The sequence below is a fragment of the Saxibacter everestensis genome (assembly GCF_025787225.1).
In the GTDB taxonomy this organism is placed as follows: Bacteria; Actinomycetota; Actinomycetes; order Actinomycetales; family Brevibacteriaceae; genus Saxibacter; species Saxibacter everestensis.
On record NZ_CP090958.1, the window covers coordinates 2706759 to 2721899 of the forward strand.

Consider the following 15141-nt stretch of genomic DNA (forward strand, 5'->3'; position numbering starts at 1 on the left):
AGTGCAGCATTACCGCCCATCCTGCGTCCGCCCGCGAGCATGAGGCAAGATGCTGCGGGTTCGCTAGCCATCAACGAACAAGATTTTGGAGAAATACCGTGGAGTTTGACGCCACCATCGAGATCCCCAAGGGTCAGCGCAACAAGTACGAGGTAGATCACAAGACAGGGCGCATTCGCCTTGACCGCTACCTCTTCACCTCGATGCAGTATCCGGCGGACTACGGATACATTGAGGACACCCTTGGACTCGACGGCGACCCGTTGGACGTGCTGGTGCTGCTGGACGAGTCGGTCTTCCCCGGCGTAATTGTCGAGGCGCGGCCGATCGGCATGTTCCAGATGACCGACGAGGCAGGCGGCGATGACAAGGTGCTCGCGGTTCCGGCGGGCGATCCTCGTTGGGAGCGATTCCAGGACATTTCGGACGTCGACAAGTTCGAACTGGACGCCATCCAGCACTTTTTCGAGCGGTACAAGGACCTGGAACCCGGCAAGTTCGTCAAGGGGTCGAACTGGGTAGGCCGCGAAGCAGCCGAGGCCGAGGTGCTCGCCTCACAGAAGCGCCACCAGGAGAACCCCGACCACTGAGGCTGATCGGTTAAAGTCGCGCGACGTCCGGCACTCCTCCACACGAAGGGAGCCGGGCACCGCCCGCGACGTCTGCCTCAATCCGGATTTCAAACAGGTTCGCCGAAGTCACCGGTAAAGCGCGGTGCGTCCCCCGATTCGGGGAACGCACCGCTTCTTTTTGGGGAAGTCTTTTGGGGAAGCCCTTGGTGAAGCGCGGCGAGCTACGGCCTGCCGGCCTGCGACATCACTCCGCTGTACCGCACGCTGACGATCCGCACCGAAGCGCCCGTGTATGGGGCCTCGATCATCTTGCCGCCGCCGATGTACATCGTCACGTGGTGGATGCCGGATGCCGTTCCGTTGCTCGAGTAGAACAGCAGATCGCCCTTGCGAATATTGCTGATCGAGACGTGATTCAGTCCGCGGTACTGGGCCCTTGAGTTCCGCGGGATCGACACCCCAGCCGACTCCCAGGAGCGCATGGTCAATCCGGAGCAGTCATACCGCGGCCCGGTGCCGCCCCAGAGATACGGCGTTCCGAGCTTGCTCTTGGCAAACGAAATCGCCTTCGACGAGGCCGAGCTGCCACCCTCTGACTTCGGCTTACTCTTCGGCTTACTCTTCTGCCGGTGCTTCTTTTCCGGTGCCTGTTTCTGGCGCTCCTGCTTCGGGGCACTGTGCTCCTGCTTAGGCCGTTCCTGCTTCGGGGCGCTCTGCTCCTGCTTCTGCTGCTCCTCCTGCTGGCGATCCTCGCGGGCTCGTCGATCGGCCTCTTCTTTTTCTCGCTGCGCCTTTTCCTCGGCTTCAGCTTCCTGCCGGGCCCGCTCTTCGGCCTTCGCCTTCGCGGCTTCCTCGGCCTGGCGCTGCTTTTCAGCCTCCACGCCTTCCTGGTGCTCCTTCTCCAGGTCGACGGTGCGCTCGTTGATTTTCGCCAGCTCGCCAATCAGGCGTTCGCGTGTCGATGCCGTGGTCCTGACCTGCGCATCGGCGGCGGCGCTGGCAGCTGCGGCCGCCCGGGCCGCGTCCTCCTTGGCCGCGGTGGCTTCCTTCTGCTCTTCCCTGGCCTTGTCTGCCTGCTTCTGAAGCTGCTTCGCGCTATTGCTCGCCGCTTCCGATGCCGCAACGACCTTGTCCTTCTGCGCGCCGAGACGCTGCAGCGTGCCGTAGCGGTTTAGAGCCTCGGTGGCGCCCTTCCGGTTAAGCAGGCTTTTCAAGCCTGGACTGGCTCCGCCGTTCCGGTAAGCATCGGCGGCAATCTTGCCGGCGTCCGACTTGGCTGCGTCTGCCTTCTTAGTCGCCTCGGCTAGCGCTTTTTCCGCTTTGTCGACGGCCTGCTTCTTCTCATCCAGCAGCTGGCTGGCGGTCGCATAGTCCTCTGCGGCAACCTGCTCGGCCACCCGTGCCGCTTCCAGATCCGCGCTGGCCTGCGCCAGTTGATCCTCGATGTCGGCGATCTGACTGGATTTGTCGCTCGCCTCATTCTTGGACTGATTGACGTCATCCTGCGAGGGGTAATCCGGCTCGGCATGTGCTGGCAGAACGAGAATCGCGCTGAGCAGCATCGCGAGGAACGCCGTTGGCACCGCGGTTCGCCGCAATGACCCTTGGGGGAAGGCCGGCATTGGGGACTCCTTGCAGGTTCTAAATTACAAGCTTGTAATTAATTTCGTACTAGCTGCGGCGTGTCGGCTTGACTTCGCCACGGTCGACCCTACGTGAACTTGTGTCGCTTTGGCAACAATTCTGTCCATTGGAACCAGAGAGCACATCAGAAACATTGACCTCATTAGTCACATTCGTTACAGCGGTTACAGCCGATCTTTCGACCGAGTGGGAACGATCAAGGGGCCAGCGGCCTCAGGCCGACAGCGGGCCGCGAGGCAATGTAGGTAGCCCTAACAAGCGCTCGGGGTGCGACGTATGTCACTCTCTTGGTATGCGCCTTGACCATGTGTCCTATGCCAGCGAGTCGGATGGCTACGTCGCCACGGCTCAGCGTCTCAGCGAGGCCCTTTCGGTGGAGCCACTTGACGGAGGTGTGCACCCGAGGTTCGGAACCCGAAACCTGATCCTTCCGCTGAGCGGCGGCAACTACGTCGAGGTAGTCGAAGCACTTGAGCATCCTGCGGCGCAGAAGACGCCGTTCGGCCAGGCGGTACGCACCCGTTCGGAAGCAGGCGGTGGCTGGATGGGCTGGGTGGTGTCTGTCAACGACCTAAGCGCCGTCGAAGAGCGCCTCGGCCGCGCTGCCGTCCCGGGCAATCGGACCCCGCCCGGCTGCGAGGAACTGAAGTGGAAGCAGATCGGCGTCAAGGGTCTGCTGGCCGATCCTCAACTGCCGTTCTTCATCTCCTGGATCTCCGCAGACGACAAGCATCCGAGCGCATCTGCCACCACGGACGTCCGTATCGCCGGTCTGCAGATCGCGGGCGACCCGCTCCGCGTCACCGACTGGCTCGGCGAGCCAGTGGACAAGCCGCTGGAAGAGATCAACGTCGATTGGTCAGCCCCACGCGGAACGCCCGGCCTGATGTCGGTGACGTTCGCGACTCCGGCCGGAAACGTCACCATCTAAGCCAGCGACATGCGCGGCTGACTGGTTGGCAGGGCTTCGGCGTCCGGCGGCCTGCGGCTTCGGTTTGCGGTGGCCGGATGCTACTTCGGCTCTATGCTGAACAGCTCACACTCACAGTTGTAGTAGTCGCGAGTCCGTCCGGCATAGCTCATCCCGATCCGCCCAGCAACGGCCTGTGACGCGAAGTTGTCCTTGTTCGTCACCGCTAGTACTCGACCAAGTCCCATTGAGAAGGCATGAGCGAGAACGCCCTGTGCGGCTTCGCTGGCGTAACCGTGACCCCAGGCGTCCGGATGCAGATGCCAGCCAATCTCGATGTCGTCGGAGGGAGCTAAAGGAGTTTCCGACCCCGATGCTGGCAAGGGCTTGAGGAGCAACGTCCCGAATAGCGTTCCATCAGTCTTATCGGCGATGGCCCAGATGCCGAGCACGGGGTGCTCGAACGCCGCATATCGGTCGGCCAGCACGCGGGCCTCGGAGGCATCCGCCATCACGCGAGGCGCCCGGCCAATGAAGCGCTGCACGTCCCAACGGGAATACATGTCGAAGATGAATTCCGCATCCTCCGTCGTGAAGCTGCGGAGCACAAGGCGATTAGTCTTCAGTTCCTTCACCGAACCACCGTACAGCGGCATTCGCTCAGTGCACTGGCCCCTCCAACGTCCGGCACTTCGGCGTCCGGCGGCCTCAGGTACCGGGGTCTAACTCGGATGGCGGGGCCGACATTTGCAGGGGCTAACTCGGCAGTGACCCGCAAAATCTCACCAGGCGAGCCAATCCAGGCCCGCTAACCGGCTTAGCCCCTGCATTTGTCCCCGGGCCGGCGGGGACCCCGGAGACGAAAGGGCTGGCCCGGTCAGGGCGAGGTGCGAGCCCCGCCAGCGTCCCAGAACTCAGCGGGCGAAGAGGCCGGGCAGGATTGTCAGGACCGCCGGGGCAAGAAAGCCGACGATATCGATCAGGCTATGTGCGATCACCAAGGGCATTACCCGGCGGTACTTCAGGTAGAACAACGAGAACAGGATGCCCAGCAGTACGTTGCCGATGAACGGCCCTATCCCCTGGTACAGGTGATAGGAACCGCGCAGCAGAGCCGTGCTGAGCACAACCGTCACCATCGGCCAGCCAAAACGGGGAAGTCGGTCCATGAGATAGCCGACCATAAGGATTTCCTCAAGCAGGCCGTTCTTGATCGCGGCAAGAATGAGAACTGGCACCGTCCACCAGTAGGTGTTGAGCGCGTTCGGCACCACCTTGGCGGTGAGACCGAGCGCACTGCCCGCAGCGTACATGCCCAGGGTAGGCAGGCCGATCAGGGCCAGCAGTCCGATGCCGACTCCGAGATCGCGCCAGGGACGGGACAGGTCGAGACCCATCCGACGCAATGCTCCCCGGCCGGACGCACTGAGGAAGTACAGGGCCAACAACACCGGCACCAGCGCGAAGCCGATACCCAATAGCTGGTAGGTCAGGTCGAAGTACTGCCGCTCCGACTGCGAGACGTTGATCCGCGCTTCCTGCTCCGCTAGCGGACCGGTGGTGAGCTTGTTGAGCAAGGAAACCACCGCGTACACGGCTGACTGCCCGAGGGACACCCCCAGCACCAGCAGGACTTCCCACTGGTACCGGCGGCGACCCTTCGGAACTAGGCGGCCCTCCGGAGTTAGGGAGTCGTCCGGTTCCGCGGGTCCCGCCGCACCGGACGGGCTGCCGGGTCCCGCCGCACCGGACGGAAGGCGCGAACCAGCGGCATCGGGATCAGGCGTCGCCCGAGTGCCTTCCGAGTCCTGCACCGCTGTCCCCCGCCGTCGCGTTTGTGCTGTCTGCGCCGAATCTAGCAGCATCCTCGTCGGACGGGTCGTGCCGCTCCTCAACCTGCTGTTCGGCCTGCTCCGCCTTTCGCGCGGCCCGGCGTTCCCGCCTGCGTTCCAGCAGGGTGTAGAGCACCGGAACCAGGATGAGAGTCAGTACCGTCGACGAGATCAGGCCGCCGATGACCACGATGGCGAGCGGCTTCGAGATGAAGACGCCACCACCGGTGAGGCCTAGCGACATCGGAATCAGGGCACAGATGGTTGCGAGCGCTGTCATCACGATCGGTCGCAGGCGGAGCCGCGCGCCGTGCAGCACCGCGTCATCGACGCTGGTGCCCCTTTCGCGATACTGGTTGATCAGGTCGATCAGCACGATCGCGTTCGTCACGACGATGCCGATCAGCATCAACAGTCCGATCATCGCGGGGATGCCGAGCGGCGTTCCGGTCGCCAGCAGCAGGCCGAGGGCTCCTGTCGCCGCGAATGGAATCGAGACCAACAGGATAAGTGGCTGCAACAGGCTGCGGAACGTCGCCACCATGACCATGTAGACGATTGCGATAGCCACGAGCATCGCCAGGCCTAGCTGGACGAACGCCTCGTTCTGTTCCTCCGATACGCCACCGATCTTGGCGCTTACACCATCCGGGAGGTCGACGGAGTCGATTCCCTTCATGATGGCGGCATTGACGGCGGAGAGGTCGTCACCGTTTGGCGTGGCTGTCACCGTCACGGACCTGACGCCATCGATGCGGGTGATGGTGGCAGGCGCCTTTGTCTCTTCGACAGTAGCCACGTCCTTCACCCGCTTCGGGTCAGCCTCGGCCTTGGCAGCGTCTTTCTGCTCGTCGGCGAGTTGCTCGCTCTCCTCCTGTTGGCGGCGCTGGTCCTGCTGGGCCTCCTCCGCGGCGGCAAGTTGCTCGTCAGCCTGGGCGATCTGCTCACGAGTCTGCGAGATCGCCTTCCTCAGTTCGGCAATCTGCTGCGCTTGTGCTTGCTGAGACTGGCCTTCGGGCGATTGCTGCGGCTGGCCCGGCTGACCGGCACCATTCTGCAAAGCCTGTAGCTGGCTCAGCAGCTCATCGAGCTGCTCCTGCGCCTCCGACCTGCCCTTACGGATCTCGTCGGCCTGTTCCTCGGCCTGCTCATCCGCCTTGGCCTGCTGACGCTCGGCGATAGCCTCCTGCTTCTTTTCAACCTCGTCGGCCGCGTCCTTTTGTGCCTGGGCAGACTGCACCTGGGTAACCGGCAGCTCAAGGTTCTCGATGTCCTTCATCGATTTCGGCGCTTCCGCCGTCTTGAGGATCAGGTCCTGTTCCTTGTCGTCGATTGTGATCGTGCCGATGTTCGAACCGCGTAACGCCTCTGACACCGCCTGCCCGACCTGCGCCTCGCTGAAGCCGTACTTGGCGGCCTCGTCCTTATCGACGGAAACCTTCAACAAGGACTGACGTTCGGCAAGATCGCTGGTGACGTTACTCAGGCCGTCGATGTCGCCAAGCATCTTCGCCACGGCATCAGATCCTTCGCGCAGGGAATCGTCATCCTGGCCTTCGACCGCTATCGACACATCGCTGCTACCCGCGCCCGCTCCCCCGGCGGTGGCGACCTCGATCTCGCCGGCACCTTCCAGTTGACCGACCTGGTCACGGAGCCGCGTGGCGGCCGCCTCGCCGTCGGCATCCGGCTTCAGCGTCACGGAGACGGACGCCTCGTTGGAGCCGCCGCCACCGCCCATAAATGCCTCTTCGGCGCTGCCACCACCGACAGTTGTGAGGTACGAATCGACATCGTCTTCCTCGGCGAGAATCGACTCGACCTGCTTCGCGGCCTTGTCGGTTTCCTCCAGGCTGGTGCCCTTCGGCATCTCCTGGGTGATCTGCAGGGTATTCTGCCCAGCTTCGCCGATGAAGTCAGTCTTCAGCTGGCCGGAGAGACCAACCGTCATTACAAACAACACCACCGCGATCAGCAGTGTCACGATCGGGCGTCGCAGTGCGGCCCGCAGAACGGGTAGATAGCCGCGTTGCAGCGCGTCCTGCGGCGAGGAATGTTCGGCATGCTCGACGCCCAAGGCAGCCCGGGATGATGGCGCGAGCGGATCCTTGCCTTTCTGCTCGCGCTTGGCATTGACCTTGGCCAGCTTCGCCTCGGCACGGGCATTGACTCGTTCCAACCGCGCGGACTCGCGTGCCGCGAATGCTTCGTCGTTCCTTCGCTTACGTTCCGCACGCGCCGGAGTCATCGGCTTCGACGGCCGTCCCATGAACCACGATGCCAGCACGGGCACGACCGTGAGCGATACCAGGAGCGAGGCGAGCAGCGCGATCGTAACCGTCACCGCGAACGGCCGGAACAACTCGCCGGTCTGCCCCGAGACGAAGGCGATCGGCAGGAACACCGCAACGGTTGTGATGGTGGATGCTGTCACCGCACCCGAGACCTCGCGGACCGCGGAGATGATCGATGCCGCTCCCTTCTCACCCAGGCCCTGGTGCCGCTTGATGTTCTCAATCACGACGATCGAATCGTCGACGACCCGGCCGACCGCGACTGTGAGCGCGCCGAGCGTGAGGATGTTGAGGGTGTAGCCGCCGGTCCACAACCCGATCATCGCGATGAGCAGCGACAGCGGGATGGAGATGGCGGTAATGATTGTCGACCGGAGCGACATCAGGAACAACAGAATGACCAGAACGGCGAACAGCAGACCAAGACCGCCCTCTACCGAGAGGTCGTGGATCGATTGTTCGATGAAGGGGGCCTGGTCGAAGACAGTGGTGATTTCGACGCCCGAGCCTACTTCATCCTTGAGATCCGGCAGCAGCTCCCGCACGGACTTCGCGACGTCGACTGTGTTGCCGTCCTGCTCTTTCACCACTGAAAGGCTCAGCGAGGGCTCGCCATTGGCTCGGGACAGCGAGGACTCATCCACGGGTTCGTCGCTGACGTCGGCGATATCGCTCAGCTTGACCGGATCATCTTCGGCTGGGATCGACACCGCTTCGAGGTCTTTCACCGAATTCATCGTGTTGCCAACCTCGACGCTGAGGTCTTTCGCGTCTGCGGTGATCGAACCGGCGGGAACAACGACTCCGTTTGCCTTCAGCACTTCGCTGATGCTGGCCGGATCGACGTTCTTCTTGTCGACGTCATCGGCACGCAGCCGGATGGTCACCTGCCTGACCTGTTCGCCGGACAGCGAGGCATCCCGAACGCCGTCGAGCGCGCGAAGCTTGGGCAGCGCGATCGTCGTCATCTTGCGTGCAAGTTCTGCCTGGTCGCCCTCGGAGGATACGGCCAGCTGAAGCACCGGGATGTCGTCGATACTTCCGACCACTACCTCCGGGTCGACGTCCTGCGGCATATCGGTCTGGACCGAGGAGACGGCACGGCGAAGGTCGCTTTCGATCTTGTCACTGTCTTCGCCGAAGTCCCATTGCACCGAGATCTGCGAAACCCCGCTGCTCGAGGTCGACTGGACCTTGGTTATCCCGTTGACGCCCTTGATCGCGTCCTCCAGCGGAACGGTTACGTCATTCTGGATGGATGAGGGCGCGGCCCCCGGGTACGAACTGACAACGGACGCGCCGGGGAACTGCAGCGAGGGGAACAGCTCCTGCTTCAGCGAGGTCGTTGCAAAGAGGCCGAATCCGACAATGACGAGGGTGACGAGGCCGACGAGCGCCCGGTTGGCCAGGCTGAGGCGGGTCAAAAAACTCACAGATGTACCTTTTCGGTGTTGGGAACCCTCCAAGTATCGCGTGTCCGCCTAGCTGCTGAGGTCCCCCAAAAGGATGAACATGGCGGCGTCTGCTGGGGGCAGACACGATGACAGAATGAGCCGCATGAGTGACATCAGGAAGGTTCTGCTCGATTGCGACCCCGGAATCGATGACGCGCTGGCGATTGCCCTGGCCATCGGCGACCCGGCGATCGACCTGCGGGCGATAACCACCGTCGGAGGAAATGTGGGCCTGCAACTGACGACAGAGAACGCGCTTCGGCTCCGGGAGTACTTCAACGCCGATGTACCGATTTCCGCTGGGTCCGCCGCCCCGCTGATCCGCAACGTCGAGGATGCCAGTCATGTGCACGGCGTCGGCGGCCTCGGCGGTGCCGTGCTGCCAGCCTCGACGCTGCCGGTCGATCCGCGGCACGCGGCCCAGTTGATCATCGATACCCTGCGCAACGCTCCCGGTGAGGTGCACGTGGTGGCTATCGGGCCGCTGACAAACATCGCGCTGGCCATCCGGTTGGAACCACGCGTCGTCGAGTGGGCGGCGTCGTTCGTCATGATGGGCGGATCCTTCACCCGCGGTAACGCCACGCCTGCGGCCGAGTTCAACGTATTCGCCGATCCGGAGGCCGCGCGGATTGTCTTCGGCGCTGGTTGGCAGGTGACCATGATCGGCCTGGATGTCACTCATCAGGCCCGGGCCAACTCAGACGTGATCGCCCGGCTCGCCGCGATGGGCGACCTGGGAACGGAGCTGGTTGTGCCCGCACTGACCTTCTACGAGGACGCCGCGTCGGCCGACGGCCAGGGCCCCGCGGTGCACGACCTGTGTGCGGTGGCGTACATCTCGCATCCGGAGTTCTTCACCGCTGTTCCTGCCGCCGTCGACGTCGAGACGAGCGGCAGACTCAGCTACGGGATGACAGTTGTCGATTTCGATCCGCCACTGCCCAACGCCAACGTGCCAACCGGAATCGACAAGCCGGCATTTTGGGATTATGTCGTGGCCAGCTATGCAACGCATTTCACCGCGACCGGCAGGGTGGGGCAATGACGGTCAACCGGTTCGACCTATGACTGAGATACATGAGCTGAGCGCGGTGGCGCTTGCGCACGCCATGCGCTCCGGCGAACTCGCGTGCGTCGATACCGTCGCCCACTTCCTCGAGCGGATCTCGGTCGGCAATCCTGCGCTTGGCGCATTTGTCACCGTGACTGCGGACGCTGCTCTCGCCGAGGCAAGGTCACTTGACGCACGATTTGCTTACGAACGAGGTTCGGCCGAGCTGCCCCTTTTGCACGGAGTGCCGATTGCGTTCAAGGATCTGACCGAAACGGCCGGCGTTCGGACGACCTACGGCAGCCGGGCCTTTGCCGACTTCGTTCCGGATGCCGATGCGCCGATAGTTTCGGACCTTCGGACCGCTGGCGCCGTGATGGTCGGCAAAACGCAAGTGCCGGAGTTCGGCCTGACGTCATACTCCGAAAACCTCATTGCTCCGCCATCGCGGAACCCGGGTGACCTGGCGCGCGGTTCCGGAGGCTCCTCCGGCGGCAGCGCGGCCGCTGTTGCCGCCAGGCTGCTTCCGTTTGCCCCCGGCACAGATGGCGGCGGCTCGCTGCGGATACCGGCCGCCGCGTGCGGGATCGTGGCGCTCAAACCCAATCGCGGCCGGGTTCCTTCGGGTTCCGGGCAGGACGATCTCGGCGGTTTTGTGGTGGCCGGGCCGTTGGCGAATTCAGCCGAGGACGCCGCGCTGCTGCTCGATGCGCTCTGCCAGTCGCCGATTCATCCCGGTGCACCGACCGGCCATGCGCTGAGTGCCGCTTCCGGGGGCGACTTCCTTACATCGACTCGCCGGGCCGAGGGGCGATTCCGGATCGGCGTCACGACCCGGTCACCCTTCGAGCCCGGTCGCGACATCCGGGTCTCGGCCGAGTCGCGGGCAGCCCTGGATCAGGGCATTGCGGAGTTGCTTGCGCTGGGTCATGACGTGGAGGAGGCCGACTTTTCCTTCGATGCCCGCTACGACGAGGCGTTCACTACGGTGTGGACCACCTCTGCGGCCAGGCTCGCCCTGTCTTCGATGCAGGAGTCGCAGCTGATGCCGCTGACCAGGGAATTCCGGCGACGCGCACGGAAGCGATCGGCCAGCGATCTCGCCGACGCCTACAGCATCCTGCAAGTCTTCGAACGCTCAGTCGTGTCGCAGTTCAGCCAGTTCGACATGGTGCTGACTCCCGCGCTTGCCCTGCCGCCGCGGCCGGTCGGTTGGTACGGGCAGCCACAGTTCAGCCTGACTGAGCCCGGAGTCCGGGCTGCCGATCCGGGGATCGGCGCCGGCGTCTCGGCCGATGATGCTTCCTCCGACGCCGCGTTGGCGGATGCGGCGTTGGCGGATGCGGCGTTGGCGGATGCGGCGTTGGCCGACGAGGATTACGACCGGCAGATCAGGTACTGCCCCTGGTCGTCATTCGTGAACGTATCCGGCCTGCCTGCCATCACCGCTCCGATCCCTGTCCGCCGGTCATCGCCTGGCGAGGAGTGGTCGGTGCCAATGAGCATTCAGCTGATCGGCCGCCCATCGGCCGAGGCCGAGCTACTTAGTGTGGTTGCGCAGCTGGAACGCGCCCGCGAATAGCCGCTACTCAGGCAGCCGGTGCAGGAATTCGTTCGGATCCGGGCGTTTACGCGAGCCGGACTCGAGCTTGGCCCGGTACTTTTCCGGGATGGCCCCCACATAGAGCCAGCCCATTAGTCGTTCGCCTTTCCGAACGCCGTGCAGCTTGCGCACCGGCTTGGCCTCGGTATTCGAGCCGGTGCGCCACATGACTCCCCAGCCCGCGGCCCAGAGTGCGAGCGAGAGCAGATGCGCCGCTCCGGATGCGACCGCTTCCTGTTCCCAGCGCGGCACCGAACCATGATCTTTGGGACTGGCGATAACGGCAATCAGCAGCGGCGCGCGCAAGGGCTTCCGATTGAAACGATCCGCAGCGGAATCCTTGCCGTCTGCCTTGTCGAACGCTCTTCCCAGCCGGATCCGGTCGTCCCCGCGAAGGGTGACCAGGCGCCACGGCTTAAGTCCCTTGTGGTCGGCCACCGGTGTGACGGATCGCAGGATCGTCAACAGGTCGGCATCGGAGGGGGCAGCGTCGTCAACGGTCGATATCGATCGCCGAGCGGCCATCGTGGCAAGAAAATCCTGATTCGTCACTCACCAATAGTAGGGCTGCGCGCTCAGCCCACTGTCACCGTGCGGCTGTGCAGGCCGGTGGCGCCGTCCGGTGCCGGTGCTGCGCGGCTGGACGTCTGAACGACTCCTTCGGTGTCGATGGCCCGAACAGTGAGCCGGTGGCTGCCAGGTTTGGCGTCCCAGTCGAACCGCCATTGCCGCCAGGTGTCGGTGCTCGGCGCTGCCGCCAACTCGGTCGGCTGCCACGGACCGGAGTCGAGCTTGAGCTCGACCCGTTCGATCCCGACGTGCGGGGACCAGGCTGTGCCTGCCACCACCACGGGCCCCGGCTGCACCGGGTTGCCTCCGGAGCGGGGCACCTCGATTCGCGAGGACAGCTTCACCGGACCGCGCGCCGACCAGCCCCGCGTTGTCCAGTAGGCGACCTTTCGGTCGAACCGGGTTACTTCCAGGTCAACGAGCCACTTGGTCGCCGAAACGAATCCGTAGAGACCGGGAACCACCATCCGGACCGGGAAGCCATGTTCCATCGGCAGCGGCTCGCCGTTCATGCCTACAGCGAGAATCGCATCGCGGTCGCTGTCGGTCAAGGTATCGAGTGGTGTGCCGGCGGTAAAACCATCTGAGCTCTTCGAGAGCACCATATCGGCGTCATAGTGCACGCCGGCCTTGCTCAGCAGCTCGCGGATCGGATAGCCGAGCCATAGCGCGTTGCCGACCAGATTCCCGCCGACCGGGTTCGAGACGCACGAAAGCGTCATCATCCGTTCGATCATCGGCAGCTTCAGCAGTTCGGCAAAAGACATCGTGATCTCGGTATCCACCATGCCGTGCACCCGAAGCGACCACTCGTCGGCCGATAACTGCGGGACCTGTAGCGCGGTATCGATCCGGTAGAAGTCATTGTTGGGCGTTTGGAACGGCTCGAGCACATCCACCTGGGTGCCGGTCTGCAGACGCTCCCGCTCGACCGGCTCCGGCAGGGTGACTGACTCCCGGCTGCTGACCGCCTTGCGGGCCGTGGTGGCAAACGCCCGTCCGGCGGCGAAGGCGATTCCGCCTGCGGCCGCACCGATGCCAAGCAGTTGGACGAAACTGCGCCGGGCCAGCAGTGAGCTCTTCACAGCCTCGCCGCGTTCTTTGGTTGTCAGCGTCCGAAGCGCAAGCACGCCGGCTACGATGCCGAGCAGCGTCGGCAACGGCGAGAGCACACCGGCATCGGCCCTGGTCCAGGCCGCGGCCATTCCGATCGCTCCGAACAGGTAGAACATCACGGTTCCATACGGCCTGCGCCGGGATTCAACCATCCCGGCAACCGCGAGCAGGGCAGCGATCACGACCGCCATCACAACGAAGAGCGCAAGTTTGTCGAAACTACCGAAGGTGGTAATCGCGAATTCCTTCAGGCCGGTCGGCATGGCGTCGACCACGGCGGACCCAACGGCAAGATACGGTGAGCTGCTCTGACCGGTCCAGATCGCTATCAGGTCACCGATCCCAAGGGCAAGAATCCCTGACACCAGGCCGGCCAGTGCCCGTCGCCTGCCGGACTTAGTCGTCCGGCTTTCCGGCTCACCGACGGCGAGCTCGGGGCGCTCCTGCAGTTCCTTCGTCACATGTATAGCGTAGTCTCGGGCATCGCGTTGCCATATCGCCGTTGCGAATCACCGTACGAGGAGAGCTGAATTGGCTGAGAACATCCGGATTGGCGTCATTGGGGTCGGACGAATCGGCACCTCGCACGCGAAGGCTCTGGCTGGGTTTCCCGGCGTGGAGGTCGTTCTGGCGGATCGGGATTCCGGCCGCGCGGCCGAAGTCGCGGCGCAGCTTGGCGTCGGATCGGTAACGGACGTCGCCGACCTGGCGACCGCCGGGCTCGGCGGAATAGTGGTGGCAACGGCGACCGCGACGCACCCGGATATGATCCGCTTCGGCGTCGACGCCGGCCTGCCGGTGTTCAGCGAGAAGCCCATTTCACTCGACCTTGCGGCCGCGGTAGCCGTCGAGGCCGACGTTCGGGCGAAGAACGGCGTTGTGCAGATGGGCTTCCAGCGCCGCTTCGACGAAGGCTTCGTGCGGGTTCGGGACGCCATCCAATCGGGAGAGCTCGGCCGGATCCACACCATCCGATCGGTGAACTGGGACCCTTTCCCGCCGGATGCCGCCTTCATCCCGACGTCCGGTGGCATTTTCCGGGACTGCGCAACCCACGACGCGGACGTGCTGCGCTGGGCCACCGGCGAAGAGGTGATCGAGGTCTTCGCCATCGGCAGCAACGGCGCCCACGGGTATATCGAGGAAGCAGGTGACTTCGATTCGGCCGTTTCGACCCTGCGCCTGACCGGCGGCCTGCACGCCACCTTCAGCCACGGACGGTACAACGAGGCAGGCTACGATGCCCGCTTCGAGGCGGCCGGCGTGAAGAAGACCATCTCGGCAGGGTTCGGCCAGAACACGGCCGTCGTCGCCGCCGAGGAATCAAGCACGCTGACCGGACCCCATCCCGCCAGCGACTTCTACGGTCGCTTCGTTCCGGCTTTTGCCGCCGAACTCGAGGCATTCGTCGACCTGATCAACGGCGGGCCGAACCGGGCATCGATAGCCGATGCGGTGGAGGCAGCGTTCATTGTTGAGGCGCTGGATCGTTCGGCGCATCAGGGTCGTCCGGTGCAGCTGGCCGAGATCAAGGCCGAGCTCGGCCTCTAGCGGCGTCGGTGCCTTACACCAGCCAGTCGCCGTACTCTTTGCGGGCCTTGGACAGCTTTGGATTGATGATCACCTGGCAGTAGCCCTGGTAGGGATACTTCGCATAGAAGTCCTGGTGGATTTCCTCGGCCTGGAAGTACGTTCCGAGTGGAACGACTTCGGTGACGATGGGATCGGCCCAGTGCTGCTGGGCTTTTTCAATTGCGGCCTGAAATGTCTCACGCTGATCCTCGGAGCTGTAGAACATCGCCGAGCGGTACTGGGTGCCCACGTCGTAGCCCTGTCGGTTAAGCGTGGTCGGGTCGTGCGAGACGAAGAACATGCCGAGGATGACGTCACTCGGCACGATGTTCTCATCGAAAGTCACCGCGACGGCTTCGGCATGTCCCGTCGTTCCGGAGCACACCGATTCGTAGTTGGGCCGTGGATCGTGACCGCCGGTATAGCCGGAAACGACCGAGGAAACGCCCTTCGTCTTTTGGTACACCGCATCGAGGCACCAGAAACAGCCACCGCCAAGCACATAAGTCTTCATAGTCAC

At 63.8% G+C, this 15141-nt stretch carries 12 protein-coding genes; 5 read left to right on the forward strand and 7 right to left on the reverse strand.

Annotated elements, in window-relative coordinates; translation table 11 throughout:
* The first annotated feature begins 98 nt into the window (after positions 1-98).
* A complete protein-coding gene (locus LWF01_RS12955; protein WP_349637787.1) occupies positions 99-590 on the forward strand; it encodes an inorganic diphosphatase in 492 nt (163 codons plus the stop codon).
* A gap of 203 nt (positions 591-793) precedes the next feature.
* Here the strand turns inward: LWF01_RS12955 and LWF01_RS12960 are convergent, their stop codons facing one another.
* Positions 794-2194, reverse strand: coding sequence for a C40 family peptidase (locus tag LWF01_RS12960; RefSeq protein WP_349637788.1), 1401 nt, complete (start codon positions 2192-2194; stop codon positions 794-796).
* A gap of 314 nt (positions 2195-2508) precedes the next feature.
* On the opposite strand from LWF01_RS12960, the gene LWF01_RS12965 reads away from it, so the two are divergent.
* Positions 2509-3147, forward strand: a complete 639-nt coding sequence (locus tag LWF01_RS12965; protein ID WP_349637789.1) for a VOC family protein — start codon at positions 2509-2511, stop codon at positions 3145-3147.
* A gap of 80 nt (positions 3148-3227) precedes the next feature.
* Here LWF01_RS12965 and LWF01_RS12970 read toward each other — a convergent pair whose 3' ends face one another.
* From LWF01_RS12970 to LWF01_RS12980, 3 genes are all read right to left on the reverse strand, one after another.
* A complete protein-coding gene (locus tag LWF01_RS12970; protein WP_349637790.1) occupies positions 3228-3782 on the reverse strand; it encodes a GNAT family N-acetyltransferase in 555 nt (184 codons plus the stop codon).
* 258 nt (positions 3783-4040) lie between these two features.
* A complete protein-coding gene (locus LWF01_RS12975) occupies positions 4041-4940 on the reverse strand; it encodes a CPBP family intramembrane glutamic endopeptidase (protein ID WP_432761958.1) in 900 nt (299 codons plus the stop codon).
* A complete protein-coding gene (locus LWF01_RS12980) occupies positions 4906-8685 on the reverse strand; it encodes an efflux RND transporter permease subunit (protein ID WP_349637791.1) in 3780 nt (1259 codons plus the stop codon). The genes LWF01_RS12975 and LWF01_RS12980 overlap by 35 nt, the downstream gene beginning before the upstream one ends.
* Before the next feature lie 124 nt (positions 8686-8809).
* On the opposite strand from LWF01_RS12980, the gene LWF01_RS12985 reads away from it, so the two are divergent.
* Positions 8810-9754 carry a nucleoside hydrolase gene (locus LWF01_RS12985; RefSeq protein ID WP_349637792.1) on the forward strand — a complete coding sequence of 315 codons (945 nt, stop codon included), beginning with the start codon at positions 8810-8812 and terminating at the stop codon, positions 9752-9754.
* 19 nt (positions 9755-9773) lie between these two features.
* A complete protein-coding gene (locus tag LWF01_RS12990) occupies positions 9774-11342 on the forward strand; it encodes an amidase (RefSeq protein WP_349637793.1) in 1569 nt (522 codons plus the stop codon).
* Positions 11343-11345: 3 nt separating this feature from the next.
* Here LWF01_RS12990 and LWF01_RS12995 read toward each other — a convergent pair whose 3' ends face one another.
* Together LWF01_RS12995 and LWF01_RS13000 are read right to left on the reverse strand one after the other, a co-directional pair.
* Positions 11346-11915, reverse strand: a complete 570-nt coding sequence (locus LWF01_RS12995) for a nitroreductase family protein (protein ID WP_349637794.1) — start codon at positions 11913-11915, stop codon at positions 11346-11348.
* 23 nt (positions 11916-11938) lie between these two features.
* A complete protein-coding gene (locus LWF01_RS13000; RefSeq protein WP_349637795.1) occupies positions 11939-13510 on the reverse strand; it encodes a molybdopterin-dependent oxidoreductase in 1572 nt (523 codons plus the stop codon).
* Positions 13511-13580: 70 nt separating this feature from the next.
* Here LWF01_RS13000 and LWF01_RS13005 point away from each other — a divergent pair, with 70 nt between their 5' ends.
* On the forward strand, positions 13581-14600 hold the full coding sequence (locus LWF01_RS13005; protein WP_349637796.1) for a Gfo/Idh/MocA family protein: 1020 nt from the start codon (positions 13581-13583) through the stop codon (positions 14598-14600).
* A gap of 13 nt (positions 14601-14613) precedes the next feature.
* Here LWF01_RS13005 and msrA read toward each other — a convergent pair whose 3' ends face one another.
* Positions 14614-15135, reverse strand: coding sequence for a peptide-methionine (S)-S-oxide reductase MsrA (gene msrA / locus LWF01_RS13010; RefSeq protein ID WP_349637797.1), 522 nt, complete (start codon positions 15133-15135; stop codon positions 14614-14616).
* Positions 15136-15141 lie beyond the last annotated feature (6 nt).

Coding starts and splice junctions, on each gene's coding strand:
- LWF01_RS12960 (WP_349637788.1), bottom strand. CDS start 2,194: ATGCCGGCCTTCCCCCAAGGGTCATTGCGGCGAACCGCGGTGCCAACG.
- LWF01_RS12965 (WP_349637789.1), top strand. CDS start 2,509: ATGCGCCTTGACCATGTGTCCTATGCCAGCGAGTCGGATGGCTACGTC.
- LWF01_RS12970 (WP_349637790.1), bottom strand. CDS start 3,782: ATGCCGCTGTACGGTGGTTCGGTGAAGGAACTGAAGACTAATCGCCTT.
- LWF01_RS12985 (WP_349637792.1), top strand. CDS start 8,810: ATGAGTGACATCAGGAAGGTTCTGCTCGATTGCGACCCCGGAATCGAT.
- LWF01_RS12990 (WP_349637793.1), top strand. CDS start 9,774: ATGACTGAGATACATGAGCTGAGCGCGGTGGCGCTTGCGCACGCCATG.
- msrA (WP_349637797.1), bottom strand. CDS start 15,135: ATGAAGACTTATGTGCTTGGCGGTGGCTGTTTCTGGTGCCTCGATGCG.